Annotated in this window: 24 protein-coding genes and 1 pseudogene; 5 read left to right on the top strand and 20 right to left on the bottom strand. The window is 69.5% G+C overall.

Annotated elements, in window-relative coordinates; translation table 11 throughout:
- Window positions 1-39: 39 nt before the first annotated feature.
- From AC27L4_RS00990 to AC27L4_RS00975, 4 genes and pseudogenes are all read right to left on the bottom strand, one after another.
- Window positions 40-372 (bottom strand): annotated as a pseudogene (locus AC27L4_RS00990) (pyruvate kinase); the annotation flags it as partial.
- Window positions 373-478: 106 nt separating this feature from the next.
- Entirely contained in the window at window positions 479-1498 is a 1020-nt protein-coding gene (locus tag AC27L4_RS00985; protein WP_487140080.1) for an amino acid ABC transporter substrate-binding protein, read from the bottom strand.
- Window positions 1499-1571: 73 nt separating this feature from the next.
- The gene (locus tag AC27L4_RS00980; RefSeq protein WP_487140079.1) at window positions 1572-2168 is read right to left on the bottom strand and encodes a L,D-transpeptidase; all 597 of its coding nucleotides are present in this window, start codon (window positions 2166-2168) and stop codon (window positions 1572-1574) included.
- A gap of 14 nt (window positions 2169-2182) precedes the next feature.
- Window positions 2183-2698, bottom strand: a complete 516-nt coding sequence (locus AC27L4_RS00975; RefSeq protein WP_487140078.1) for a hypothetical protein — start codon at window positions 2696-2698, stop codon at window positions 2183-2185.
- 415 nt (window positions 2699-3113) lie between these two features.
- Here AC27L4_RS00975 and AC27L4_RS00970 point away from each other — a divergent pair, with 415 nt between their 5' ends.
- Window positions 3114-5108 carry a BTAD domain-containing putative transcriptional regulator gene (locus AC27L4_RS00970; protein ID WP_487140077.1) on the top strand — a complete coding sequence of 665 codons (1995 nt, stop codon included), beginning with the start codon at window positions 3114-3116 and terminating at the stop codon, window positions 5106-5108.
- A 93-nt stretch (window positions 5109-5201) separates the two neighbouring features.
- Here AC27L4_RS00970 and AC27L4_RS00965 read toward each other — a convergent pair whose 3' ends face one another.
- From AC27L4_RS00965 to AC27L4_RS00955, 3 genes are all read right to left on the bottom strand, one after another.
- Window positions 5202-5477 (bottom strand): DUF6460 domain-containing protein, encoded by a 276-nt coding sequence (locus tag AC27L4_RS00965; protein WP_487140076.1) that lies wholly within the window; start codon window positions 5475-5477, stop codon window positions 5202-5204.
- Window positions 5478-5954: 477 nt separating this feature from the next.
- On the bottom strand, window positions 5955-7622 hold the full coding sequence (locus tag AC27L4_RS00960; protein ID WP_487140075.1) for a cisplatin damage response ATP-dependent DNA ligase: 1668 nt from the start codon (window positions 7620-7622) through the stop codon (window positions 5955-5957).
- On the bottom strand, window positions 7619-8629 hold the full coding sequence (locus tag AC27L4_RS00955) for a ligase-associated DNA damage response exonuclease (protein WP_487140074.1): 1011 nt from the start codon (window positions 8627-8629) through the stop codon (window positions 7619-7621). Before AC27L4_RS00955 ends, AC27L4_RS00960 begins: the two co-directional genes overlap by 4 nt.
- A gap of 80 nt (window positions 8630-8709) precedes the next feature.
- Between AC27L4_RS00955 and AC27L4_RS00950 the strand changes: the two genes are divergently transcribed.
- Genes AC27L4_RS00950 through pdeM form a run of 3 tightly spaced genes read left to right on the top strand, consistent with a single transcriptional unit; the run spans window position 8710 to window position 12961 of the window.
- Entirely contained in the window at window positions 8710-9654 is a 945-nt protein-coding gene (locus tag AC27L4_RS00950) for a class I SAM-dependent DNA methyltransferase (RefSeq protein ID WP_487140073.1), read from the top strand.
- Window positions 9655-9663: 9 nt separating this feature from the next.
- Window positions 9664-12270, top strand: a complete 2607-nt coding sequence (locus tag AC27L4_RS00945; RefSeq protein WP_487140072.1) for a ligase-associated DNA damage response DEXH box helicase — start codon at window positions 9664-9666, stop codon at window positions 12268-12270.
- A 4-nt stretch (window positions 12271-12274) separates the two neighbouring features.
- The gene (gene pdeM / locus AC27L4_RS00940) at window positions 12275-12961 is read left to right on the top strand and encodes a ligase-associated DNA damage response endonuclease PdeM (protein ID WP_487140938.1); all 687 of its coding nucleotides are present in this window, start codon (window positions 12275-12277) and stop codon (window positions 12959-12961) included.
- 144 nt (window positions 12962-13105) lie between these two features.
- Here the strand turns inward: pdeM and AC27L4_RS00935 are convergent, their stop codons facing one another.
- The 3 genes from AC27L4_RS00935 to AC27L4_RS00925 all read right to left on the bottom strand — a co-directional run bounded on the left by AC27L4_RS00935 (window position 13106) and on the right by AC27L4_RS00925 (window position 15471).
- Window positions 13106-13633, bottom strand: coding sequence for a DedA family protein (locus AC27L4_RS00935; protein WP_487140937.1), 528 nt, complete (start codon window positions 13631-13633; stop codon window positions 13106-13108).
- Window positions 13634-13700: 67 nt separating this feature from the next.
- Window positions 13701-14513 carry an IclR family transcriptional regulator gene (locus tag AC27L4_RS00930; protein WP_487140071.1) on the bottom strand — a complete coding sequence of 271 codons (813 nt, stop codon included), beginning with the start codon at window positions 14511-14513 and terminating at the stop codon, window positions 13701-13703.
- 169 nt (window positions 14514-14682) lie between these two features.
- Complete coding sequence (locus tag AC27L4_RS00925) at window positions 14683-15471, bottom strand: SDR family NAD(P)-dependent oxidoreductase (protein WP_487140070.1); 789 nt, start codon at window positions 15469-15471, stop codon at window positions 14683-14685.
- 101 nt (window positions 15472-15572) lie between these two features.
- Here AC27L4_RS00925 and AC27L4_RS00920 point away from each other — a divergent pair, with 101 nt between their 5' ends.
- Window positions 15573-16181 (top strand): helix-turn-helix domain-containing protein, encoded by a 609-nt coding sequence (locus AC27L4_RS00920; RefSeq protein WP_487140069.1) that lies wholly within the window; start codon window positions 15573-15575, stop codon window positions 16179-16181.
- A 268-nt stretch (window positions 16182-16449) separates the two neighbouring features.
- Here AC27L4_RS00920 and relB read toward each other — a convergent pair whose 3' ends face one another.
- From relB to AC27L4_RS00870, 10 genes are all read right to left on the bottom strand, one after another.
- Window positions 16450-16749: a type II toxin-antitoxin system RelB family antitoxin gene (gene relB, locus AC27L4_RS00915; RefSeq protein ID WP_487140068.1), complete on the bottom strand. Its 300-nt coding sequence runs from the start codon at window positions 16747-16749 to the stop codon at window positions 16450-16452.
- A gap of 67 nt (window positions 16750-16816) precedes the next feature.
- Window positions 16817-17584, bottom strand: coding sequence for an SDR family NAD(P)-dependent oxidoreductase (locus tag AC27L4_RS00910; RefSeq protein WP_487140067.1), 768 nt, complete (start codon window positions 17582-17584; stop codon window positions 16817-16819).
- 25 nt (window positions 17585-17609) lie between these two features.
- Window positions 17610-18347 carry an acetoacetate decarboxylase family protein gene (locus AC27L4_RS00905; RefSeq protein WP_487140066.1) on the bottom strand — a complete coding sequence of 246 codons (738 nt, stop codon included), beginning with the start codon at window positions 18345-18347 and terminating at the stop codon, window positions 17610-17612.
- A gap of 31 nt (window positions 18348-18378) precedes the next feature.
- Window positions 18379-19080, bottom strand: coding sequence for an ABC transporter ATP-binding protein (locus AC27L4_RS00900; protein ID WP_487140065.1), 702 nt, complete (start codon window positions 19078-19080; stop codon window positions 18379-18381).
- Window positions 19019-19846, bottom strand: coding sequence for an ABC transporter ATP-binding protein (locus tag AC27L4_RS00895; protein ID WP_487140064.1), 828 nt, complete (start codon window positions 19844-19846; stop codon window positions 19019-19021). Before AC27L4_RS00895 ends, AC27L4_RS00900 begins: the two co-directional genes overlap by 62 nt.
- Window positions 19822-20817: a branched-chain amino acid ABC transporter permease gene (locus AC27L4_RS00890; RefSeq protein WP_487140063.1), complete on the bottom strand. Its 996-nt coding sequence runs from the start codon at window positions 20815-20817 to the stop codon at window positions 19822-19824. The genes AC27L4_RS00895 and AC27L4_RS00890 overlap by 25 nt, the downstream gene beginning before the upstream one ends.
- 2 nt (window positions 20818-20819) lie before the next feature.
- Window positions 20820-21767 carry a branched-chain amino acid ABC transporter permease gene (locus AC27L4_RS00885; RefSeq protein ID WP_487140062.1) on the bottom strand — a complete coding sequence of 316 codons (948 nt, stop codon included), beginning with the start codon at window positions 21765-21767 and terminating at the stop codon, window positions 20820-20822.
- A gap of 66 nt (window positions 21768-21833) precedes the next feature.
- Window positions 21834-22943: a branched-chain amino acid ABC transporter substrate-binding protein gene (locus tag AC27L4_RS00880; RefSeq protein WP_487140061.1), complete on the bottom strand. Its 1110-nt coding sequence runs from the start codon at window positions 22941-22943 to the stop codon at window positions 21834-21836.
- Window positions 22944-23080: 137 nt separating this feature from the next.
- Window positions 23081-23878 carry an SDR family NAD(P)-dependent oxidoreductase gene (locus tag AC27L4_RS00875; RefSeq protein WP_487140060.1) on the bottom strand — a complete coding sequence of 266 codons (798 nt, stop codon included), beginning with the start codon at window positions 23876-23878 and terminating at the stop codon, window positions 23081-23083.
- An 11-nt stretch (window positions 23879-23889) separates the two neighbouring features.
- Window positions 23890-24585: an acetoacetate decarboxylase family protein gene (locus tag AC27L4_RS00870; protein ID WP_487140059.1), complete on the bottom strand. Its 696-nt coding sequence runs from the start codon at window positions 24583-24585 to the stop codon at window positions 23890-23892.
- Between the last annotated feature and the right edge of the window lie 58 nt (window positions 24586-24643).

Here is a 24643-nt window from a genome sequence, read left to right as displayed (position 1 = left end):
ACGGGTGGCCGCGCCGCCATCCGCGCCGAAAGCCGGCCATCACCAGGACTTCAGCGCCCGCAGGGTCGGCGACGTCTTGAAGACGTGCATGTCCATGCGCGGCCGCAGGCGATCGAGCAGTTCGACCGCAGCGCCGACCTCCGGCCCCTTGTCGAGCATGACGCACTCGGCGCGGCCGGCCATGGCGGCGTCGGTCATCTCGCCGCGGGAAGGCACGCCGTGCTGGACCAGATCCTCAAGAACCTGCGTCGCCCAGATCACCGGCACGCCGGCGGCCTCGCAGATCCAGAGGATCTCCTCCTGAATCTCGGCCAGCCGCTCGAAGCCGGTCTCCGCCGCCAGGTCGCCGCGGGCGATCATGACGCCGGACGGCAAGACAAAGGCCGGTCCCGGGCGGATTGCCCGAAACCGGCCCACGTGGCTTGTGGAATGCCTCAGCCGGGGTCCGTCCCGCCTTGGCGGCGGACGGGAGCCGCGGTCACTCGACCGGCGGGGCGTACTGAATCCCGCCGACGCTCCAGAGCTGGTTCAGCCCGCGCGGGATGGAGAGGCGGGACTCGACGCCGAGATTGCGCTCATAGACCTCGCCGTAGTTCCCGACCAGGTTGACGATGTTCACCACCCAGTCCGGCGACAGGCCCATGCGGGTGCCCAGATCGCCGTCCCCGCCGAGCAGGCGCTTGACCGCCGGTTTCGAGGAGGCCTTGGCCTTGTCGAGCGTCGCCTTCGACACGCCGAGCTCCTCGGCCGAGAGCATGGCGAAATGCACCCATTGCACCAGGGCGCGCCATTTCGGATCGTCCTGGCGCACGGCCGGGCCGAGCGGCTCCTTGGAGATGATGTCCGGCAGGATGACATGCTCGGCGGCGTCGGGCAGCGTCACGCGCTGGGCATAGAGCTGCGAGACGTCGCTGGTGATCACCGAGCATTCGCCCTTGCGGTAGCGATCGAGGGACTCGGCGTTCGAAGCGGTCAGCACAGCCTCGAACTTCATCGAGTTGGCGTCGAAATAATCGGCCTGGTTGCGCTGAGTGGTGGTGTCCTTCTGGACGCAGACCTTGCTGCCGTCGAGCTCGAGGGCCGAGGTCACCTTCTTCGAGCGCGGTACCATGAAGCCCTGGCCGTCGAAATAGGTGACGGCGGCGAAGTTCAGTCCGTAGTCGAGCTCCCGGCCCAGCGTCCAGGTCGAGTTGCGCGAGAGCAGGTCGATCTTGCCCGACTTCAGGGCATCGAAGCGCTCGCTCACCGAGAGTGGCACGAAGCGGACCTTGCCGGCGTCGGCGAAGACCGCGGCGGCGACGGCACGACAGAAATCGGCGTCGAAGCCGGTCCAGGCGCCGGACGCGTCCTGGATGGAGAAGCCGGCGAGGCCCTCGTTGACGCCGCAGACGAGCTCGCCCCGCGCCTTGACGGCCTCGAGCGTCTGCGCCGAGGCGCCCGCCGAAAGGCCAAGTTGAAGAAGCGCGGCTCCGGCGAGCCCCATGACAATGTGGCGCATTCGGATCTCTCCCGTTCCGTCGATTCACTGAATGGTGGCATGGCGTCGGTCCGGGGCAGGCCCGGACACGCGCTCAGAGCTTGGCCGCCTGGCGGACGATGACCTTGGTGCCGACCGGCACCCGGTCATAAAGATCCGTGACATCCGGATTGATCAGCCGGATGCAACCCGACGACACGGCATAGCCGATGGTCTTGGGCTGGTTGGTGCCATGGATGCGGTACACCGTCGAGCCGAGATAGAGAGCCCGGGCGCCCATCGGATTGCCGGGGCCACCGGCCATGAAGCGCGGCAGGTAAGGCTGGCGCTCGATCATCTCCGGCGGCGGACGCCAGTCCGGCCATTCCTGCTTGCGGCTGATCTTGAGCAGGCCCGACCACTGGAAGCCCTCGCGCCCGACGCCGATGCCATAGCGGATCGCCGTCTTGTTGTCCTGGACGAGGTAGAGGAAGCGCTCCTCGGTCTGGATGATGATGGTGCCCGGCGCTTCGTTCGAGCGGTAATAGACCGGCTGCGGCCGGAACTCCGGCAGGAGTTGCTCCTCGGCCGGATCGGGCACGACGCCCGGCTGGTCCTGGTCGAGGGCCGGCGGCAGCGTGCGTTGCTGCGCGGCGGCGGGAACCAGCATCGAAAGAGAGAGCAGCGCAGTTGCGAGGGACCGTCCGAACATGTTGTCTCCCATGATCAGGCGCCCCCGCAGCGCACGAACACCATCGTTCCGTAGCGGGTCGCGGCATCGGGATCAACCCACTGCGTAACCAGGATACCGTTGCCGTAGGAGAGGACCTGGCGGTCGCGCCGGTCGCCGGGCTTGCCCTGCGGGCCGATATAGACGCGTCCGTCGCCGGCGGTCTTGAGGAAGACCTCCTGCGGTGTCGATTGGTCGGCAAGATGCATGGTCACGCCGCCGGATGCGCCGCTGCCGATCACATAGGGGTTGGAGCAGGCGCGCCTGGCCTCGGCCTCGGTGCGGGCGATGTCCTTCTCGACGCGGTAGGCGGCCAAGCCCCAACTGCCGACGAGGTCCGCCGCGGTAACCGACACCTGAGCAACCGGCGGCGCCGACGGCGCCATGGACGTGCTGCAGCCTCCCAGCAGAGACAGCAGCGCGGCTGCAGCAATACCTACGCCAAGCCGCAAGCCCTTGTTGGCTCCGACGGCGCCGCCGTGGATGGATGCCGATTCAAGTCGTTCGTTCATTCCCGTCCCTCCCTGGTGGCGGGAGCATAGTCGAATGATTTCACCAAATATAGCCGGCCCGCCGCGTTGATCACCGGTATGCCGGGCCGGCATCAGGGCGCTCTTCGGTCGGCAGGCTTCATGACTCCGAGACATGTCGGCGCCCAATCACCCTGCCTGCGCCTGAGCTGCGCTTCACCGTCTCCACCCACCGCGCAAGCGCTTCCAGCATAGTCCGGAGAGGTCTTGGCCGGGAGCGCGTGCCGGCGGCCCTGATACGAAATCTCACCGCCGTCGGGGCGGCTTCGCCGATGTGAGCCGCATTCTCCACGTGAAGCCTGGTGGCCAACGAATTTAGATCGTGCATGGCTTGTCTCCGGTGTTGAATGCGTCGAGACTACCGGCGGACCGTCAGACATCTGGCGGGGGCAGCGTCATGGCAGCGCAAAAACGTCTTTCACGCTGGGCCGACGACGCATCCGGACTGCGCGTCTTCCTGCTCGGGCCTATCGCCGTCTCGGCGGGGGACAAGCCGATCGTGATCGCCTCCCGGAAGGGCCGCGCCCTTCTCGGCTATCTCGCGTCCCGACTTGGGCAAGACGTCTCGCGGAGCCATCTGGCCGGTCTGCTCTGGGGTGATCACGCCGAGGAACAGGCCCGTGCCAGCCTCAGGCAGACGCTGTCGGAGGTCCGGGCCGCCTTCGATGTGGTCGGGATCGCCCCGCTCGCCGCGGACAAGGAAACGATCTCGCTCCCCGGCGCGTCGATATGGGTGGATACGGGCGAGTTCGAGCGGCTCGCGGCGCAGGCGTCCGTCGACGAGCTCTCGGCCGCCGCGACCCTGGTCCGGGGCGAATTCCTGGAAGGCCTCACGACGCGGGAGCCTCCATTCGAGCATTGGCTGCTCACCGAAAGACAGCGCCTGCGGTCTCTCGCCTGCGCCGTCAGCGAGCGTCTGGCCGGCCTGCACGAGGACGGGGGAAGGATCGAGGAGGCGATGGCCGCGGCCCAGGCGGCGCTTGCGATGGATCCGCTGCGGGAAGCGATGCATCGCACCGTCATGCGGCTCCATGTTGCGCAGGGACGCAACGAGGCGGCGCTGGTCCAGTACGAACGCTGCCGGCGCGACCTCTTCGACGGGTTGAGAGCCCGGCCGGATGCGCAGACCGACGAACTGGCCCGGTCGATCCGCACGCGCCGGCGGGCAAGCCCGGCGCGCGCCGGCGATGCGAGAGCCCAGGCACCGCCCGGCAAGGCGTCGATTGCCGTGCTGGCCCTGGACAATCTCAGCGGCGACCGCAAGCATGACGTCCTCGGCGAGGCGATTGCCGAAGACATCATCGGAGCCCTGTCGCGTGTCAGCGACCTGTTCGTCGTGTCCAGGCGATCGAGCTTCGCCTACAGGGACGCCAGCACCGGCGCCGCCGACATCGCTCGGGAACTCGGGGTGCGGTATCTGCTTTTCGGGAGCATCAGGATCGCGGGAGAGCGCATCCGCGTCCTGACGTCGCTGACGGACACGACCTCCGGAGCGCAGGTCTGGGCCGACCGGCACGACGGCGACCTGGCCGACCTCTTCGCCATGCAGGACGACATCGCCCGCAATGTCGCGCTATCCCTCCAGATCAAGCTCACCGCCGGGGAATCGGTACGCTTCTGGCAGGGGCAGACACGGATCCTGAGCGCCTGGGCGAAGATGGTCGAGGCCGAGGAATATTGGGGCCGCTTCAACAAGGTCGACAACGCGATCGCCCGCCGCCTGCTGCGCGAGGCAATCGCACTCGACCCGGCCTATACGGGCGCGATCGCCCAGCTCGGCATGACGCATTGGTGGGACGCCCGCTTCAACCCCGGCATCGACCGCGACGATGCGATCCGTTGCGCCGACGAGCAGATCGCCAGGGTGCAGCAGCTCGACCCCGAGCTGGGAGCAGGATTCATGCTGCGCGGCGGCGTCGCCTTTCTGCGCGACCGCCACGACGAAGCGATCATGTTCTGCGAGCGCGCGGTCGCGCTGGCGCCGAGCGATTTTCACGCGGTGGCCTTCCTCGGCGTGATGCGCCTCTATGCGGGCCAATATGACGGCGCCATCTCCAACTTGAAGGCCGCCATGCGGATCAACCCCCACTACAAGCCGTGGGTGACGTATAATTTCTCGGCGGCGAGCCTGGCCGCCGGCGATCGCCAGACCGCACTGGCCGCAGCCAGGGACTATCTCGACCAGGACCCCGGCGAACCCTACGCCTATGTCAACCTCGCCATCGCCCTGTCGGCGAATGGCCACGTGGACGAAGCTCCGGGCTGCATCGCGCAACTGCGCCGACGGTTCGAGGAATTGACCCTGGCGGAATTCGTCGCATCCCACCGCTTCCGGGACGGGCTCTGGCTCGATCAGCTCGTCGAATGGCTCCGGTCAGCCGGAATGCGATGAGACGGCGGTCCTGTTCCTGCCATGTCTCCGATGGCCGCGCATGGGAGCAGGAGACGGCGTACCGCCCTTCCCCGAGCTCGTCCCGGACATCCGCTACCGCCGGCCGGCGGGCATCGACTTCATCAGGCGAACCACCAGCCAGACAGGCACCACCACGGCGGCGCCGAGCAGGAAATAGGCGAAGAGGTCGCGCACGGCCTCGAAGCCGCGCGACAGGAGGCGCGTGAAGAAGCGGTGGACGCTGTCGACGAGATCCCACGGCGAGACGTTCAGCCAGGCCATGACGACGCCGACGGCGATGGACAGGGCCACCAGCTTGACCACGACGCCCAGCGGCGATCCGCCCAGAAACCGTTCCAACGCCGACATGTGCTTCTCCCGATCGCTCGCCTCTATGTCGTCATGCCCGCCCGGAAGGTCAATCGCCGTCCCCGAGATTCCGGGTTCCGAACTCAGGCCGACAAAATCGCGACGGGCAACGCGGCCGCAAGATCCCTGGCGCAACGTTTCCGTCATGGCCGGACCACGTCCCATAGGCGCTAAGATAAGCGATTGTCCGAGACATGGGCTCGCCCGTTCAATCGCGTCATGGCCGGCCTTGATCCGGCCATCCACGCGAACACGACAGCTGACCAGTCCTGTGAGGCCACCATCGTATCATTCTGCCAGATCCGTGGTCGCGTGGATGGCCGGATCAAGTCCGGCCATGACGGCGGAAAGGGCATCACCTTTCCCCGGCAGCAACGTGGTCCGGCCCTATCTTCGCGCCTATGGGACGTGATCCGGCCATGACGGCTGGGAGGGCGCCGCCTTGCCGCCACCGGCCTTTCTCCGGGACGGACCAGGTCAGACCAAGCGCCCGCCGGACGGCCCGGCTTCCGCGTCGACGGCCGGCGTCGCGCCGTCGATCATCCGCATGAGCGTCGCCAACCGGTCCGCCTCGCGCGGCGGCTTGTTCCAGCGGATGCGGGCGATGCGGGGAAAGCGCATGGCGACGCCGGACTTGTGGCGGGCCGAGCGCGCGATGCCCTCGAAGGCAACCTCGAACACCAGGCCCTTGTCGGGCTCGTGCATCACCTCGCGGACCGGACCGAAGCGGTTGAGGGTGTTGCGGCGCACGAAACGGTCGATCTCCAGAAGCTCCTCGTCGGTGAAGCCGAAATAGGCCTTGCCGACCGGCACCAGCACCGCCTCGTCGGTCCAGACGCCGAACGTGTAGTCGGAATAATAGGAGGAGCGCTTGCCGTGGCCGCGCTGGGCATACATCAGCACGGCGTCGACGTTGAACGGCTCGCGTTTCCACTTGTACCAGAAGCCTTTGGGCCGGCCGGGCAGGTAGGGGCTGTCGCGGCGCTTCAGCATCACCCCTTCCACCGCCTCGGCGTCGGGCCCCGCCCCCGCGGCCGCCGGATCGGCCCGCGCCGCCGCCAGGGCCTCGCCGTCGACGAAGGGCAGCAGCGGCGACAGGTCCAGTTGCGGCCGGGCAAGCCGGGCGACGAAGGCCTCGAGGCGCCGGCGCCGCTCGGCGAAAGGCCGTTCGCGCAGATCCTCGCCCGCCTCGGCCAGGAGGTCGTAGGCGCGGATATGGGCGGGGTACTCGGCCAGGAGCTTCGGAGTGACGGACTTGCGGTTGAGTCTCTGCTGCAGCACGTTGAAGCTCTGCACCAGGCCGGCGCGACGCACCAGGAGCTCGCCATCGACGGCACCGTCGAAGGCGAGCGTCTCCATCAGGTCGGGGAAGGCAGCCGAAATGTCCTCGCCGGTGCGCGAATAGAGCCGCATCGCCGTGCGCTCGCCCTCGCGGCCGCCGACGGCCTGGACCCGGATGCCGTCCCATTTCCATTCGGCGACGAAGGTTTGGGCGTCGATGGCGGCAAGCTCGCCCTCTTCCAGCGCATGCGCCAGCATCACCGGGCGGAACGGCGCCAGGTCGCGCGTCTGCGGCCGGCCGGCCCGCCCCTCGACCCAGGCGAACAGGGATTCATAGGGCGGCGCGAGGCCGGGCCAGACCAGCTCGACCGCGTCGGCGGTCTCATCCCCCAGCATCGCCACCGCCGTCTTGGCCAGCCGTGCCGAGGCGCCGATGCGCAGAGCCCCGGTGATCAGCTTCAGCAGGGCCCAGCGCCCGGTCTCGTCGAGCGCGTCGAGCAGGCGGGCGACGAGGGCCGGCAGGTCGCTCTTGCCGGTCTCGGCCAGGGCCGTGACCACCTCGGCCAGCGAAGGCGGCCGGTTGGAGCCCGGCTCGCCCGGCCAGATCAGCGCCACGGTCTCGGACAGGTCTCCGACGAAATCATAGGAGAGCGCGAACAGCTCCGGGTCGGTCCGCTCGGCGGCGAGGACGCGGATCAGGCCGGGCTTGGCGTGGCGAAAGCTGAGCTTGCCGGTGATGGCCGCCAGTGCGTAGCCTCGGTCCGGGTCCGGCGTCTGCCGGAAATAGGCGGCCATCAGACGCAGCTTGGCATTGCGGCGCGGCTCATAGGCCAGGCGATCGAGCAGCTCGGCGAAGCGATTCACGCCGCTTCCTCCTCTTCGCCGTAGCCGACCATGTGCAGGGGCCGGGCGTCGATCCCCCGCCCCCTCGCCCAATGCACCAGCGCCTCCTCCTGGCCGTGGGTGACCCAGAGCTCGGAGCAGCCGGTCTCCAGAATGGTGCGCTGCAGATCCGGCCAGTCGGCATGGTCGGAGATCACCAGCGGCAGCTCGGCGCCGCTCTGGCGGGCCCGGGCGCGGATGCGCATCCAGCCCGAGGCATGGGCGGCGAGCGGATCAGGCAGCTTGCGCGACCACAGGTCGCCGAGCGCGCCGGGCGGGCAGAGGATGATCGCGCCGGCGAGGGCCTTGCGGTCCTCGTCGCGCACCAGCCTGACGTCGCCGAGATCGATGCCCTGCGCCTGGTAGAGCCGCGTCAGCTTCTCCATGGCGCCGTGCAGGTAGACCGGCGCGTCGTGGCCGCCGGCACGGATCAGGGCGATGAGGCGCTGCGCCTTGCCGAGCGGATAGGCGCCGACGAGGTGGGCGCGCTCGGGGAACATCGCCACCGAGCCCAGGAGCTTGCCGATCTCGCCGGCGGCGTCGGGATGGCGGAACACCGGCAAAGCAAAGGTCGCCTCGGAGATGAACACGTCGCAACGCACCGGCTCGAACGGCGCGCAGGTCGGGTCGGGCGCGCGCTTGTAGTCGCCGGACACCACGATCCTCAGCCCTCCGGCCTCGAAGGCGATCTGGGCGGAGCCGAGCACGTGTCCGGCAGGATGAAAGGTGGCGGTGACGCCGCCGAGGTCGATCGGCCGTCCCGGCTCGGCCACCTGCCGGGTGCCGCAGAACTCCTCGCCATAGCGCGCCGCCATGATCGCCAGCGTCTCGCGCGTCGCCAGCACCGCGCCGTGGCCGGCCCGCGCGTGATCGGAATGACCATGGGTAATCAGCGCCCGCGCCACCGGGCGCATCGGATCGACATGGACGTCCGCGATCGGGCAATGCAGGCCGGCGGGCGTGGGCACGAGCAGGTCGGCGGGGCGCATGGCGGCAGGATAGGCCGGCGTCGCGATTTGCCCAAGCGAATCGCACTGGCGAACCGGCCCGGGCGGCGCTAGAGGCTGCCATGGAAACAACCTCGGCCATGTCTTCGCACCGCTCCTCCGGCGACGCCGTCGCCGACCGCCGTCATGCCTACGCCCTGCAATACAGGGCGGCGGGTGAGCTCGCCGCCGCCGCCGAGCTGATCGCCCAGGCGCTGGAGATCGCGCCCGGCTGGGCGGCGGGCTGGCTGTCGCTCGGCGAGACCCACGAGGCGGCCGGAGCCCGAGAGGCCGCCCTATCAGCCTATGGCCAGGCCGCCGCGCTCGATCCCGCCGACGTGGTCGGAGCCCGGGCGCGGCTCGCCCGGCTCGGCGCCCTGCCGGACGACGGGGCGTTGACGACGGCGCATGTGGCGGCCCTGTTCGACGACTATGCCCCGCGCTTCGAGGCGGCGCTGGTCGGCTCGCTCGGCTATCGCGGCCCGGCGCTGCTGCGCCAGGCGGTGGAGCGGGTGCGAAGCCCGGCGCGATTCGTCCGCGCCATCGATCTGGGCTGCGGCACGGGCCTCACGGGCGAGGCCTTCGCCGCCCTGTGCGAACGCCTCGATGGCGTCGACCTCTCCGGCGGCATGCTGGCGGCGGCGGCCGGCAAGGGTCTCTATGCCAGCCTGGCCCGGGCGGACGTCGTCGCCCACCTCGCCGCCGAGCCGACGGCCTCGGCCGATCTCGTCCTCGCCGCCGACGTGCTGGTCTATATCGGCGAGCTCAGGCCGCTGTTCGGCGCGGTCGGGCGCGTCCTCGGTCCGGCCGGCCTCTTCGCCTTCACCGCGCAGACGGCCGAGGACGGCCGCGATTTCGCCCTCGGCGGAGACCTGCGCTACGCCCATGACCCCGAGGCCCTGACGCGCCGCGCCGGCGAAGCCGGCCTCGCCGTCCGGGTTCTGGAGCAGGCCTCCGCCCGCCGGGACGCGGGCCGGCCCGTTCCCGGCCTCGTCGTCGTCCTCGAAAAGAGCGAAGATGCGGGCTAAAAGCGCGATGTGCCCGCCGTTCGCTCCCTCCCCTCGCCCTTCGCCGCCTGGTTCGCCGGGCGCGGCTGGGCGCCGCGGCCGCACCAGCTCGCCCTGGTCGAGATGGCCGAGGCCGGCCGCTCGGTGCTGCTGATCGCCCCGACCGGGGCCGGCAAGACCCTGGCGGGCTTCCTGCCCACCCTGATCGAGCTCCGCGACAAGCCGCGCCGCAACGATCCGGCGCAGCCCTCGCGGCTGCACACGCTCTACATCTCGCCGCTGAAGGCGCTCGCCGTCGACGTCGCCCGCAACCTGGAGACGCCGGTCAAGGAGATGAACCTCCCGGTGCGCGTCGAGACCCGCACCGGCGACACGCCGCAGGCCAAGCGGGCGCGCCAGAAGCTCGACCCGCCCGACATCCTGCTCACCACGCCTGAGCAGCTGGCGCTGCTCCTCGCCAGCCGCGAGGCCGAGACGCTGCTCGGCTCGCTCAAGCGCGTCGTGCTCGACGAGTTGCACTCGATCGTCACGGCCAAGCGCGGCGACCTGCTGGCGCTCGGGCTGGCGCGCCTGCGCCAGCTGGCGCCCGGCCTGCAGGCGGTCGGGCTGTCCGCCACCGTGCGCGACCCCGACGAACTCCGGCGCTGGCTGGTGGCGCAGCGCCGGCCGGACAGGCCCATGGCCGAACTGGTGGTGGCCGAGGGCGGCGCCAGGCCTGAGCTCGCCATCCTCGACACCAGCCGGCGCCTGCCCTGGGCCGGGCATACGGCGCGCCACGCGATGGCCGAGATCTACACCCTGATCAAGGCGCACAAGACCACGCTGGTGTTCGTCAACACCCGCATGCAGGCCGAGTTCGTGTTCCAGGAGCTGTGGCGCATCAACGAGGACGCGCTGGCCATCGCCCTGCACCACGGCTCGCTCGACGTCGGCCAGCGGCGCCGGGTCGAGGAGGCGATGGCGGCCGGGCGGCTGAAGGCGGTGGTCTGCACCTCGACCCTCGACCTCGGCATCGACTGGGGCGACGTCGACCTCGTGGTCAATGTCGGCGCGCCCAAGGGCGCCTCGCGGCTGATGCAGCGGATCGGCCGGGCCAATCACCGCCTCGACGAGCCCTCGCAGGCCGTGCTGGTGCCGACCAACCGCTTCGAGGTGCTCGAATGCCGCGCCGCCGTCGACGCCGCCCATGCCGGCGTCCAGGACACGCCGGTAGCCCGCACCGGCGCGCTCGACGTGCTGGCCCAGCACGTGCTCGGCGCCGCCTGCGGCCAGCCCTTCCTCGCCGACGAACTCCATGCCGAGATCGTCTCGGCCGAGCCCTATGCCGGCCTCGACCGCAAGACTTTCGACGACGTGGTCGCCTTCGCCGCCACCGGCGGCTACGCGCTCAGGACCTATGACCGTTTCGCCAAGATCCGCCAGGGCAAGGATGGGCGCTGGCGCATCGCCAATCCCGCCGTGGCCCAGGCCTATCGCCTCAATGTCGGCACCATCGTCGAGGATGCCCTGCTCAAGGTGCGGCTGGCGCGGGGCCGCCGGGGCGGCGCACCGCAGCCGATGGCGGCAGCGCTGAAATACACGCCCTGGTTCATGGATCCGGCCGCCACCGGCCCGCCCAAGCGCCAGCCGCGCGACGGCACCGCAGCGCGCGCCGGCTTCGGCGGGCGGGTGCTCGGCGAGATCGAGGAATATTTCGCCGAGACCCTGACCATCGGCGACACGTTCCTGTTCGCCGGCGAGGTGCTGCGCTTCGAGGGCATCGCCGAGGAGGACGTGCTGGTGACGCGGGCGCCACCCTCGTCCGATCCGAAGATCCCCTCCTATGCCGGCGGCAAGTTCCCGCTGTCGACCCACCTTGCCGCCCGGGTCCGGGCGATCCTGGCCGATCCCGGCGCCTGGAGCGCCCTGCCCGACCAGGTGGCGGACTGGCTGGCGCTGCAGCGCGACATCTCGATCCTGCCGCCGGCGGACGATCTCCTGGTCGAGACCTTCCCGCGCGGCGCGCGCCATTTCATGGTCGCCTATCCGTTCGAGGGGCGCCTCGCCCACCAGACGCTCGGCATGCTGCTGACGCGGCGGCTGGAACGGGCGCGGCTGAAGCCGCTCGGCTTCGTCGCCAACGACTATGCGCTGGCGGTCTGGTCGCTGTCCGACATGCGCCGGGCCGACATGCCCAGCCTGTTCGACGAGGACATGCTGGGCGACGACCTGGAGGAATGGCTGGCGGAATCCGCGCTGATGAAGCGCACCTTCCGCACCTGCGCCATGATTTCCGGGCTGATCGAGCGGCGCTTTCCCGGCAAGGAGAAGACCGGCCGGCAGATCACCCTGTCGACCGACCTCGTCTACGACGTGCTGCGCCGGCACGAACCGGACCATGTGCTGCTGCGCGCGGCACGGGCGGACGCCGCCACCGGCCTGCTCGACATCGGCCGCCTGGCGCAGATGCTGTCGCGCGTCCAGGGCCGAATCATTCATAAGAGGCTCGATCGCATCTCGCCGCTGGCCGTGCCCAGCATGCTGGAGATCGGCCGCGAGCCGGTCTACGGCGAGGCGACCGACACGGCGCTGGCCGAGGCGGCGGACGATCTGATCGCGGAGGCAAGGCTTGGCGCAGGCGCTGGAGCGGGAGAGTGAGGCGATGCGGCACGGGCAAGCCCTGCTGCACGTGGCCGGGGCCGACTTCATCGCCAGCGTCGAGGGCGCGCTGGTCTGGCCGGAGGAGAGCCTGCTTGCCGTCGCCGACCTGCACCTGGAGAAGGGTTCCTCCTTCGCCGAACGGCGTGTGCTGCTGCCGCCCTACGACACGGCGGCGACGCTGGCCCGGCTCGCCCGGCTGCTCGCCCGCTTCGCCCCCAGGCGCCTGGTGTTCCTCGGCGACAGCTTCCACGATCGCCGCGCCTCCGGCCGGATCGCGCCGTCGGACCGCGAGACGCTGGCTCATCTCCTGATGCGGCGCGAGGTGTTCTGGATCGCCGGCAACCACGACCCCGACCCGCCCGAGCACCTGCCCGGCACGGCTGCCGACAGCCTGGCGGTCGGCCCGGTGATGTTCCGCCACGAGCCCTCCCTTCTGCCGGCGCCGGGCGAGATCGCCGGGCACCTGCACCCGGTGGCGCGGGTGGCGACCCGCGGCCGCTCCATCCGCCGGCGCTGCTTCGCCGGCGACGGCGGCCGCGCCGTGCTGCCGGCCTTCGGCGCCTATGCCGGCGGGCTCAACGTGCGCGATGCCGCCTTCGCCCCGCTGTTTCCCAGGGGTTTCACCGCCCACCTGATGGGCGACGAGCGGGTGTTCGCCTTTCCGCGGGCCAGGTGCCTGGGCGACTGAGAGCATTGCCCCCCGCGGCAGGGCAGGCTCCTGGAGCAAAGGGCGTTTTGGTGGAAACGCACTTTGCTCCAACTCGTCGTTTAGACGCGTCTTTGCGACTTGACGGGATTCCGTCAAATCGCAAAACGCTTCAGGCTGCGGCCGTCACATCCATTGCTGCAGCCATTTGAGGCCGAAGGCTCCCGGCGCAAGGATGCCGGTCGCCCAGACCAGGGCCGAGGCGATGTTGGCGGCCTGGAACGGCAGGGCCGCCATGTCGCAGATGCCCGCCACCAGCGGCACGGAGGCGCGCAGCGGGCCGAGGAAGCGGCCGAAGAACACCCCGAGCACGCCCCAGCGCTCGAAGACGCGATGGCCTCGCGGCAGCAGGTCGGGATAGCGCGACAGCGGCCAGACCCGGGCGACGTCGCCCTTGAAGCGCTTGCCGATCCAGAAGGAGAGCCAGTCGCCGAGGAACGCCCCGAACGCCGCCGCCGCCCAGAGCGGCCAGAAGGCGACGCCGCTTTCCCCGATGAGGAAGCCGACGCCGACGAGGATCACCGTCGCCGGCACCAGCAGGGAGATGAAGGCCAGCGATTCTCCGAAGGCGAGGACCATCACGAGGGGTGCGCCCCAGGCCTCATGGTCGCGGATGAAGGCGATGCTCGCCTGGGTGACGTCGCCGAGGCTCATCGGGATCCGGGAAGCTTGCATGCCGGCGAAGCCGGCGGCCAAGGGCATGGCACCCGATGCGGCCGCATCAGGGCGCCGGCGCGAAATCGGAGACGGAGGCGGCCGTCGCCTTCACCAGGGGCGCGAAGGCGGCCTCGACCTCGTCGGGCGTGAAGCGCGTGCGCGACCCCGCCACGTTGACGGCCGCGACGGGGTGGCCGCGATGGTCGAGCACGGCCGTCGCCACCGACAGGTCGCCGGGCAGGAATTCCTCCCAGGCCGTCGCGTAGCCGGCTTCGCGAGCCCGGTCGAGCTTGGCGAGCAGGCTGTCCATGGTGTGGGTGGTGTGGGGCGTGAAGGCCTGCAGCGGCGAGCGGCGCAGCCTCTCGACCGCCTGGTCCCGCGGCAGGCGCGACAGCATGGCCATGCCCGGCGCCGTGCAGAAGGCCGGGATGCGCGTGCCGATGACGACGTCGGCGTTGAGGATGTGGCGGGAGAGGAACCGCGCGACGAAGACGATGTCGGTGTCGTCGAGCACGGTGAGATTGACGGTCTCCTCGGTCGCCTGGCTGAGATGCAGGAGATAGGGCATCGCCCGCTCCACCAGGATATTGGCGCGGATATAATGATTGCCGATGTCGAGCGTCTTCACCGTCAGGGCGAAGCGCTTGGTCTGCGGGTCCTTCTCCAGGTAGCCGAGCCGGGTCAGCGTGTGGGCGAAGCGCTGCGTCGCGCTCTTGTCGAGGCCGACGATAGCGGTCAACTGGGCGAGGCTGAGGCTGCGATGGCTGCGGTCGAAGGCGTTGAGCAGGCGGAATGCCTTCTCGACCGACTGCACCATCAAGGGATCGGATGCCGCCCCCTCGCTGCCGTGCCCGTCATCGCCCCTGTCCCTTGCCATGGCTCCTCCTGTCCGGGAGACATAGAGCAAGGCGCGTTTGATGGAAACGCGCCTTGCTCTATGCTCCATGGTCCGACGCGTCTTTGCGATTTGACGCGATTCCGTCAAATCGCAAAACACTTCGGCGGCCCGGTCCGTCCCCGCACAAGGGCGGTGTACTTGGGCGGGATCACCGGGCGAGATAGCCGCCATCGGCCTCGTAGCAGGCGCCGGCGACGAAGGAGGCCCGATCCGACAGGAGGAAGAGCACGACCTCGGCGATCTCGGCCGGCCGGCCCAGCCGCCCGACCGGGTGGCGCGCCGCCGCCTCGGCCTTGGCCGCCGGCGGCAGGTGGTCGAGCAGCGGGGTCTCGACGAAGCCGGGGGCGACGGCATTGACGCGGATGCCGTCCCCGGCGCAGTCGAGGGCCGCCGCGCGGGTCAGGCCGACGACGCCGTGCTTGGCCGCGGTGTAGGCGGGCTGGCCGGCGATGCCGCGCAGGCCCATGATCGAGGCGATGTTGACGATGGCCCCGCCTCCGGCGCGGATCATGGCCGGGACCTCGAAGCGCAGGGCATGGAAGACCCCGTTCAGGTTGACGTCGATGATGCGGTGCCACCGGTCGAGCGGATAGGCGCCGGTCGGACAGCGCGGCAGGTCGATCCCGGCATTGTTGACCGCGAGATGCAGGCCGCCGAAGGCCGCTTCGCAGGCGGCGACGCCGGCCTCGACCGAGGAGGGATCGCAGACGTCGAGGTCGAGGGCGATCGCCCGGCCGCCGGCGGAGCCGATGCCGGCGGCGACCCGTGCGGCGGCCTCGGCGTCGAAGTCGGTGACGGCCACCGCGGCGCCGGCTGCGGCGAGCCGACGGGCGATCTCGGCGCCGATGCCCGAGCCGGCGCCGGTCACAAGCGCGGCCTTGCCGGCGAACTCCGCCCCCGCCGGCCGTATGGATTGTCCTGGGATGGATGCCTGCATCGTCGCTGATCTCTCGAAGCCGTCCCGGACGTACGTGCCCGGAGCCTCTTGAAAAACCATCATCCATGATGAAAATGCAAGACTTCATCATGGATATGAAAATGGATAGCGATTCAGGCCGCCCCAACCTCCACGTTCCCTACGACGGATTGCCGCACGGCCAGGTCGGCGCGGCAATCCGCGAACTGCGGAAGGCGCGGCGCATCACCATCCAGGCGCTGGCCAAGGCGCTCGACCGCTCCACCGGCTATATCAGCCAGGTGGAGCGCGGCATCTCCCAGCCGACGCTGAAGGACCTCTACGCCGCCTGCACGGTCTTCAACGTGACCATGAGCTGGTTCCTCGACATGGGCCAGCAGCCCGATCCCGACAGCGACCTGCGCGACATCGTGGTGCGGGCGCTGCGCCGGCGCACCATCGTCCAGGACGGCATCAAGACCGAGCTCCTGACGCCGCAGCTCGACCACAAGCTGGAGTTCATGCTCTCGACCTTCGACCCGCTGGCCGAGACCGAGGTCAAGAACGTCGCCACCGCCGGCTCCGAATACGGGCTGATCGTCAAGGGCACGCTGGAACTGTGGATCGACGACCGCAAGCTCGTGCTGCAGGAGGGCGACAGCTACAAGTTCGACCGCTCCTCGCGCTATCACTCCCGAAACCCGTCGGAAAGCGAGCCCGTGGTCGTCGTGTGGGTGGGGTGCTATTCGTGACCGGGACTGTGTACCCGTGATCGTTCTCACGTGCCCGACGGCGGCCATTGTTGCGCGGCGTGAAGCACGCGCAGGATGGCCACGGCATCGGCACTCTCGGTGTAAATCACAACGTAGCTGGCCCGTACGACCATTTCCCGAGTGCCGGGAACACGACCAATCGATAGAGCTTGGGTCGTTCGACCAGTTGAGCTGCCTTGGCCTCGATTTCGTCCTTCAGTCTCTGGGCGGCGTCCGGATTGTCGTCGGATATGTAGTCTCTCGCCATTCAAGAGCGAGCACGGCGCTTCTTCTCGATCAGAGCCTGTGCCTCGTCCATGACCTGCCGATGCGGGATCGCGGGGCGAGTGTCCTCGAGCGCTTCCTGGACCTTTGCCCGGAACCAGGCATCGTAGGCTTCCGGGTCGGAGGTGAGGCCCGCCGGCAGCCCACCTTCTCTGGCGATCCGCGTCAGAAGGATTCGCACCGCGTCGGATATGGTCAGCCCGACGCCGGCGAGCTTCTCCGTTGCTTCCGCCTTGAGCTTTTCGTCCACGCGGACGTGCAGCATCGATGTCTGGGCTGTCATTCTCGGCTCCATCGACTGTTCGGCATTGAGACTGTATCTCGATTGAGAGACTGTCAACGCTGCCGCCTCAGCCGAAGGTGCCGGCCGTGGTGCCGCCGTCGATGACGTAGACCATGCCGTTCGAATAGCTCGCCTCCTCCGACAGGAGATGGCCGATGGCCGCCGCCACCTCCTCGGGCCTGGCGAAGCGCCCGAGCGGGACGCGGCGCTCGTAGAAGGCGCGGTCGTAGGGGTAGGAGTCGCGCAGGAGCTCGTCCGCCATCGGCGTGTCGACGAAGGTCGGGCAGACGACGTTGCTGCGCACGCCGGCCGGGCCATGGTCGAGCGCCAGGCAGCGGACCAGGCCGACCACCCCGTGCTTGGAGGCGCAATAGGCGAGATAGCCGGCCGAGCCGCGGATGCCGGCGTCGGAGCTGACGGCCACGAAGCTCGCCCGGCCGCGGCGCAGCAGGCTGGGCATGGCATGGCGCGCCACCAGATAGGTGCCGGTCAGGTTGACGGCGAGCGTGCGGTGCCAGGCCGCCTCGTCCAGGGTCAGCGCCGATCCCTTGAGGGCGACGCCGGCGGCGCAGACGGCGCCCGAGAGGTCGCCGAAACGGGCGACGGTGACGGCGACGGCATCGGCGACCTGGTCGGAGGACGCGACGTCGGCCATCACCGCCAGCGCCTCCCCGCCCAGCGCCTCGACCTCGCGGGCGACGGCGTCGAGGTCGTCGCGATTGAGGCCTACCAGGCCGAGGGCCGCGCCCTGGCTGGCGAGGCGGAGCGCCGTGGCCCTGCCGATGCCGGAGGAGGCGCCGGTGACGAAGACGACCTGGCGGTTCTCAAGGCTCATCGCTCGGTTCCCTCGGCGTCGCCGGTCAGGCGAGGTTGGCGATCGTGCGGCCCCAGCCGTTCTCGACGGTGGCGTAGAAATCGCCGACCACGAAGCTGGCGCCGAGCACCTCGGTCGGCTGCAGCTCGTGCAGGGGATCGGTGGCGATGCCGGCGAGCTCGACCGTGGCGCTGCCCGATACGCTGAGGATCGGGCGGAAATCCGGCGACGTGTCGCGGGCGATCAGCCGCTTGCCGAGGATGGTGCCGTCCGGGGCCGGCTGGACATGGATGTTGAGATGGGGCGTGACCGCCAGCGCCGGAACGTCGCGCGGCGCGGCAATGTCGCAGGTGATCGAGATCAGGGTCGTGCCGCGCCGGACCACCGAGGCCGTCACCCTCTCGCCGGTCTCCATCAGCGTGATCTCGCCGTACTTCTTCGGGTACCCCCACAGGTCGCGGCCGGCGGCGATGGCGGCGTCGTCATCCTCGTACTCGAACAGGAAGTAGCCACCGGCCTGGGCGCCGTAGCGGACGGGAATGACGATGCCCGCATCCATGAACGGCATCTTGGCGCAGTTGGTGAAGTCGGAGACGTAGACCAGGAAGCGGTCGTCGGCGAGTTCGAACGGCGTGCCGGCCAGGTATTTCTCCAGGCGGGCCGGGTCGGCGCGGCAGATCGCGTTGAGCGAGCGGTTGCCGGGACACTCGTAGGGCACCAGCGGGTCGGGAAACAGCGGCGCCTGCAACGGCATGTTGTTGGCGTTCTGAACGCGATAGTCCATCAGGGGAAATCTCCGGATTGGCCGGCCGGCCCTAGCCGCCGAGATAGGCGGCCTTGAGCTCGGCGTCGGCGAGGATGTTGGCCGCGCCGCCTTCGGCGCTGCAGCGGCCGGCATCGAAGACATAGGCGTAGTCGGCGATGTCGAGGGCGAGCGCGGCATTCTGCTCGACCACCACCAGGCTGATGCCGGACTTGGCCAGGTGCAGGATGATCTCGAAGATCTGGGTGATGATCTTCGGGGCAAGGCCGAGCGAGGGTTCGTCGAGCAGCAGGAGGTCCGGGCTCGCCATCAGCGCCCGGCCGATCGCCAGCATCTGCTGCTGGCCGCCGCTCATCCGGCTGGCGGCGCCGTGGCGGCGCTCCTTCAGCACCGGGAACATAGCGTAGACCTCGTCGCGGATCGCCTCGAAGCTGCGGCCGCGCCCCGGCAGGTAGCCGGCGACGAGGTTCTCCTCGACGGTGAGGCGCTGCAGGATCTGGCGTCCCTCCGGGCAATGGGCGAGGCCGAGCCGGGCGATCTCCTCGGGCGGCATGCCCCGGATCGAGCGGCCGCGATACTCGATCGTGCCGCCATAGATGCGGGTCAGGCCAGAGATGGAGCGCAGCGTCGTGGTCTTGCCGGCGCCGTTGGCGCCGATGATCGAGACGATCTCGCCGGCGCGCACCTCAAGGTCAATGCCGAACAACACCTGCGTGCGTGCGTATCCCGCCTGCAGCCCGGCGACCTTCAGCAAGGTGCCTGATGGCGTCGAGGTCGTCGCTGGTTCCAAGATAGGCCTCCTGTACCCGCTCGTTCTCTCGCACGGCGCTCGGCACGCCGGAGAAGAGCAGTTCGCCGTAGTTGAGGACGTCGATGCGGTCGGAGATCGACATCACCATGTCCATGTCGTGCTCGACCAGGATGATCGCCCGGCCCGGATGCCTGAGCCCGGCGATCATCCGCGTCATGTCCTTCGTCTCCGTGTGGTTGAGGCCGGCCGCCGGCTCGTCGAGCAGGACGATCGGCGCCTCGGTGACGAAGGCGCGGGCGAGCTCGAGGATTTTCTGCCGTCCATAGGGCAGGTCGCCGGCCAGGGCCGAGGCGACGTCCTCCAGGCCGAAGCGGCCGAGCGCCTGATGGCAGCGCTCCAGGCGCTCGGCCCGGCCGATGCGCTTGTGGCCGCCGCCGAGGAAGCGCGGCCAGGCGTCCGGGAAGAAGCAGACCTCGAGGTTGTCGATCACCGACATGCCGTCGAACAGCCTGAGGTTCTGGTAGGTGCGCGCCACGCCCTGGCGCGCGATCCTGTGCTTGGGCAGCCGGCTGAGGACGACGCCGTCCAGGCTTATGGCGCCCGAGGTCACGGCGTAGGAGCCGGCGATCATGTTGACGATCGTCGACTTGCCGGCGCCGTTCGGGCCGATGATCGAATAGATCCCGCCGCGCTCGAAGGACAGCGAGACGTCCTTGATCGCCGTGAGGGCGCCGAAGCACTTGGTCACGTGTTCGAGGGTGAGAGCCATAGGGCGCGGATCTTCCGGATGACGTGCGACAGGTTGAACGTGGGCGGCACCAGCCCCTGCGGCCGGAGCACGATGACGACGACGAGGATGAGGCCGAAGATCAGCATGCGGTACTCGGCGACGGGCTGCAGCACTTCCGGCAGGACGATGAGCAGGGCCGCCCCGGCGATGATGCCGAGGATGTTGCCGACGCCGCCGATGATGATGATCAGCACCACCATCAGCGATTCCTGGAAGGTGAAGCTCTCGGGGCTGACGAAGCGCTGGAAGGCGCTGAACACCACGCCGGTGGCGCCGCCGATCGCCGCGCTGATGGCGAAGGCGGCGAGCTTGAGGGCGGTGGTGTTGAGGCCGAGGCCGCGGGCGACGTCCTGGTCCTCCCGCAGCGCCCGCCAGGCCTTGCCGAGGATCGAGCGCTCCAGCCAGTAGACGCCGGCGCACACCGCCACGGCCAGGCCCAGCAGCAGGCCGTAGAAATGCGCCGGGCTGGTCATCGGCAGGCCGAACAGGCTGGCGCGGTCCAGGGCCGCGATGCCCTGCGGCCCATTGGTGACGCTGTCGAGATTGTTGATGACGATGCGGATGATCTCGCCGAAGGAGAGCGTGACGATCGCCAGATAGTCGCCGCGCAGCTTCAGGACGGGAAACCCGAGCAGCAGCCCGGCGAGGCCGCCGACCGCGGCGCCGATCAGCAGCACCAGCGGGAACGGCAGGTGGATGCCGAACTGGGCGCTGGCCAGGAGGCCGTAGGCATAGGCCCCGACGGCGTAGAAGGCGATGAAGCCGAGATCGAGCAGGCCGGCATAGCCGACGACGATGTTCAGGCCCACCGCCAGGATGATGTAGATCAGGATGCTGTCGACGACGCGGACGTAGTAGGTCGGCAGCGAAGGCACCCGCGACAAGGCGACGAGGGCGATGGCCAGCAGCAGGAGCAGGCCGACGCGCCGGACGAGGACGGACTTGACCATGCTCAATAGTCCTTCTTCGCCACGATGGTTTCCTCGGTGACGGTGGCGCCGAGCAGGCCGGCCGGGCGGAACAGAAGCACCAGGATCAGCACCGCGAAGGCGAAGACGTCGCGGTATTCGGTGCCGATGGCGCCGCCGGAGACGATCGGCAGGAAGGCGGTGCCGAACACCTCGATGGCCCCGAGCAGGAAGCCGCCGAGCATCGCGCCCGGGATCGAGCCGATGCCGCCGAGGATGGCGGCGGTGAAGGCCTTGAGGCCGATCACCGAGCCCATCGTCGGCTGCATGATGCCGTAGTTGGACGCATACATGATGCCGGCCATGGCGCCGAGCCCCGGCCCGATGAAGAAGACCAGGCTGACGGCCCGGTTCACCCGGATGCCGAGCAGGGCCGAGGTGCTCCAGCTCTCGGACGCGGCACGGATCCACACCCCCAGCCGCGTGCCGTTGACGAAGGCGGTGAGGCCGGCCATCAGCACCAGCGTCAGCACGAGGATGCCGACCTGGGTCACGGTCACGCCGCCGAGGGCCGCAATCGGGATGTTGGGGAAGATCGCCGGGAAATGCTCGGGCTGGGGCCCGACGATGACGCGCACCAGGTTCTGCAGGACGATCGACATGCCCAGCGCGCTGAGCATCGGCGCCAGCCGGCCATAGTCGCGCAGCGGCCGGTAGGCGACACGCTCGATGATCACGCCCAGCGCGCCCACGGCCACGAAGGTCGCGACGGCCGCAATGGCGGCGTCGACCATCGGATGCAGCCCGCCGACGGCAAGCAGGCCCGTCATCGCCAGCGTGAACAGATAGGGCCCGAGCATGAAGAATTCGCCGTGGGCGAAGTTGATGAGCCGCATCACGCCGTACACCATGGTGTAGCCGAGGGCGATCAGGCCGTAGATCGACCCGATCGCCAGCGCGAACATGAGCTGTTGCCAGAGGAAGTCGAGCACGCCGGCGTCCTTTTGTCGTCGGGACCGGCCTCGCCGGCCGGTCCCGAGCCAAGCCTCGAGTCGGGCCTATTGCTTGATCAGCTCGAACTTGCCGCCCTTGACCTCGTAGAGGTACATGGGAGAGGTCTTGTTCTCGCCCTTCTCGTCGAACTCCACCGGCCCGAGCATGGTCTCGGCCTTGACGCCGTGCAGCTGGGCGAGCAGGCCCTCGCGGTCATAGCTCTGCGCCTTCTCGATCACCGCGGCCATGACCTGGGCGTTGACGTAGCCGAGCGAGGCATAGGGGCCCGGCGGACGCTTGAACCTGGCCTCGTGGCGCTTGGTGAACTCGACCAGCTCGGGCGAGGAATCATAAGGCGGCAGCTGGAAGGTCAGCAGCGCTCCCTCGGCGAAGGCGGGGCCGGCCTGCTTGATCAGGTCGACGGTGAAGCCGATGTCCGGGCCGATGAAGCGGGCGGTCATCTGCTGCTCGCGCATCTGCTTGAGGAACAGGGCGAGCTGGGGCATGCCGGCGCCCATGTAGACGACGTCCGGCTGGTCGCGCTTGATGGTGGCGATCAGGGCGGAGAAGTCAACGTCCTCGGGATTGACGCCGTAGGTGCCGGCCACGGTGCCGCCCGCGGCGGTGAAGTTGTCCTGGAACACGCCGGCGATGCCCTGGCCGAATACGGTCTTGTCGTGCACCAGCACGGCCTTCTTCAGCCCGAGCGTGCCGGCGACGTACTTGGCGGGCAGGGCGCCCTGCTTGAAGTCGTTGGCGACCGGGCGGACGATGGTCTTGTACCCCATCTCCAGGAGCTTGGGATTGGTGGCCGGCACGATCTGCGGCATGCCGCATTCCGAATAGATGTCGAGGGCCGGCAGGGTGACGCCGCTGTTCATGTGGCCGATGACGCCGACCACCTCCGACGCGTCGCAGAACTGCTGGGCGACCAGCGTGCCCTTGCGCGGGTCGGCGCTGTCGTCGAGCGGACGGAAGACGATCTTGTGGCCCTTGATGCCGCCCTTCTCGTTGAGCTGGTCGAAATAGAGCTGGGCCCCGTCGATCTGGGACTGGCCGAACTCGGCCTGGGCGCCCGACATCGGTGCGCTGCCGCCGATGACGATGTCCTGGGCCAGTGCCGGCGTGGCGGCGGCGGCCAGGGCGAGAGAGAAAACGATCGTGCCGAACTTCATGGTGTCTCACCTCCGGTGATGTTCGCCGCCCGGCCGCGGCATGCGGCGTGGAGCGACGGCGTTCTGGTTTTCTTGTCGTTTTGAGATCGGACCCGGTGTCACATCATCCCTTCTCCTTCGGTCCGATGCGGGGGCCGCTAGCGGGCGAGGTAGCCGCCGTCGACCGCGAGCGTATGGCCCGTGGTCATCGCGGCGGCGGGACCGGCGAGGAACAGCATGGCGGCGGCGACCTCGTGCGGCTCGGCGAAGCGGCGCAACGGCGTCAGCTCGCGGACCCGCGCCATGGCGGCGGGATCGGCGGCGAGGTGGTCGACCAGCGGCGTGCGCACCCAGGTCGGCGCGACGGCGTTGACGCGGATGCCGTGCCCGGCCCATTCCACCGCGAGGGTGCGCGTCAGGTTGACGATCGCCGCCTTCGTGGCCTGGTAGGACAGGTTGGGGTGGAGCCCTCCGCCGGAAAAGCTCATGATCGAGGCGGTGTTGACGATCGCCCCGCCCTGCCCGGCCGCGATCATGGCGCGGCCGGCGGCACGGGCGCACAGGAACGTCCCGGTGAGGTTGACCGCGACGACGGCGTTCCAGTCGGCCAGCGTCAGCTCGGCCGACGGGCGGCGGATCGAGATGCCGGCATTGTTGAGAAGGATGCCGGGCGAACCGAGATCGGCGCGGGCGCGCTCGAACACGGCCTCGACCTCGGCTTCGTCGGTCACGTCGAGCCGGTAGGCCCGGGCCGTGCCGCCGGCGGCCTCGATCGCGCCGGCCGCCACGTCCGCGGCGGCCCCGTCGATGTCGAGCAGGCCGACAGCCGCCCCCGCCCCGGCGAAGAGCTCCGCGGCGGCGCGGCCGATGCCGCCGGCCGCGCCCGTGACCAGCGCGACGCGGCCGTCCAGGCGGAGCAGCGTCGAGACGTCGGCGGCGGGAGCGGAGGCGGCCATGGCGTCCTGCGTCAGCCGACGATCCGGCCGAAGCCGAGCACGAAGTCGGCGACCACGAACTCGGCCCCGACGATCTCGCGGACGGCGAAGTCCGAGAACGGATCGCTGGCGCCGCCGCCGAGAGAGAGGGTGGCGGTGCCGGTGACACGGCTGGCGATGGCGGCGCCGTTCAGGCTGTTCTCGATGATCTGGGTCAGGCCGCCGGCATCGGCGACCGAGGGGATCACCCGGGTCTGGAAGCGCGGCTGCAGCGCCGGCTTGTCGTAGTCGGGACCGCCGGGCTTGAAGTCGATCTCGATCAGCGTGGCGCCGCGCCGCGACAGGGTGGCGTGGACCGCCCCGCCGTCCTCGCGCCAACCGACCTCGCCCATCTTCTTGGGATAGCCCCAGACCTCGCGGCCGACCGCCATCGAATCGTCGTTGGTGACGATCTCGTAGAGGACATGGCCGCCGGGCCGGCCCTGGTAGGACATCGGCACGACGATGCCGCCCTCGCGATAGGCCCCGAGCGCGCCGCCGTGCGGCACGTCCATGATGAAGGCCTCGATCACGTCGCCGCGCACCTCGAAGGGCGCGGGCAGCGCCCGGCGGATGGCCGCTTCGTCGACCCGGCAGAAGACGCTGAGCTTGCGATAGGCCTTGTAGTCGTAGGGCGGCGCCTCATAGAGCGGCGCACGTTGCGGGACGGTGTAGGACGAAGTCGCCATGGTCGCAGTCTCGTGAAAAAATTCGAGACAATATTCATCATGGTGATGTAACGGCGTC

The organism is Labrys sp. Lb11 (genome assembly GCF_057554225.1).
The sequence above is the reverse complement of the archived record's forward strand: the minus strand, read 5'-3'. Positions and strand labels throughout refer to the sequence as shown.

Bases quoted from the DNA above. Each gene is read 5' to 3' on its own strand.
- AC27L4_RS00985 (WP_487140080.1), bottom strand. From the start codon at position 1,498: ATGCGCCACATTGTCATGGGGCTCGCCGGAGCCGCGCTTCTTCAACTT.
- AC27L4_RS00980 (WP_487140079.1), bottom strand. From the start codon at position 2,168: ATGTTCGGACGGTCCCTCGCAACTGCGCTGCTCTCTCTTTCGATGCTG.
- AC27L4_RS00975 (WP_487140078.1), bottom strand. From the start codon at position 2,698: ATGAACGAACGACTTGAATCGGCATCCATCCACGGCGGCGCCGTCGGA.
- AC27L4_RS00970 (WP_487140077.1), top strand. From the start codon at position 3,114: ATGGCAGCGCAAAAACGTCTTTCACGCTGGGCCGACGACGCATCCGGA.
- AC27L4_RS00965 (WP_487140076.1), bottom strand. From the start codon at position 5,477: ATGTCGGCGTTGGAACGGTTTCTGGGCGGATCGCCGCTGGGCGTCGTG.
- AC27L4_RS00955 (WP_487140074.1), bottom strand. From the start codon at position 8,629: ATGCGCCCCGCCGACCTGCTCGTGCCCACGCCCGCCGGCCTGCATTGC.
- AC27L4_RS00950 (WP_487140073.1), top strand. From the start codon at position 8,710: ATGGAAACAACCTCGGCCATGTCTTCGCACCGCTCCTCCGGCGACGCC.
- pdeM (WP_487140938.1), top strand. From the start codon at position 12,275: ATGCGGCACGGGCAAGCCCTGCTGCACGTGGCCGGGGCCGACTTCATC.
- AC27L4_RS00935 (WP_487140937.1), bottom strand. From the start codon at position 13,633: ATGAGCCTCGGCGACGTCACCCAGGCGAGCATCGCCTTCATCCGCGAC.
- AC27L4_RS00930 (WP_487140071.1), bottom strand. From the start codon at position 14,513: ATGGCAAGGGACAGGGGCGATGACGGGCACGGCAGCGAGGGGGCGGCA.
- AC27L4_RS00925 (WP_487140070.1), bottom strand. From the start codon at position 15,471: ATGCAGGCATCCATCCCAGGACAATCCATACGGCCGGCGGGGGCGGAG.
- AC27L4_RS00920 (WP_487140069.1), top strand. From the start codon at position 15,573: ATGGATAGCGATTCAGGCCGCCCCAACCTCCACGTTCCCTACGACGGA.
- relB (WP_487140068.1), bottom strand. From the start codon at position 16,749: ATGACAGCCCAGACATCGATGCTGCACGTCCGCGTGGACGAAAAGCTC.
- AC27L4_RS00910 (WP_487140067.1), bottom strand. From the start codon at position 17,584: ATGAGCCTTGAGAACCGCCAGGTCGTCTTCGTCACCGGCGCCTCCTCC.
- AC27L4_RS00905 (WP_487140066.1), bottom strand. From the start codon at position 18,347: ATGGACTATCGCGTTCAGAACGCCAACAACATGCCGTTGCAGGCGCCG.
- AC27L4_RS00895 (WP_487140064.1), bottom strand. From the start codon at position 19,846: ATGGCTCTCACCCTCGAACACGTGACCAAGTGCTTCGGCGCCCTCACG.
- AC27L4_RS00890 (WP_487140063.1), bottom strand. From the start codon at position 20,817: ATGGTCAAGTCCGTCCTCGTCCGGCGCGTCGGCCTGCTCCTGCTGCTG.
- AC27L4_RS00880 (WP_487140061.1), bottom strand. From the start codon at position 22,943: ATGAAGTTCGGCACGATCGTTTTCTCTCTCGCCCTGGCCGCCGCCGCC.
- AC27L4_RS00875 (WP_487140060.1), bottom strand. From the start codon at position 23,878: ATGGCCGCCTCCGCTCCCGCCGCCGACGTCTCGACGCTGCTCCGCCTG.
- AC27L4_RS00870 (WP_487140059.1), bottom strand. From the start codon at position 24,585: ATGGCGACTTCGTCCTACACCGTCCCGCAACGTGCGCCGCTCTATGAG.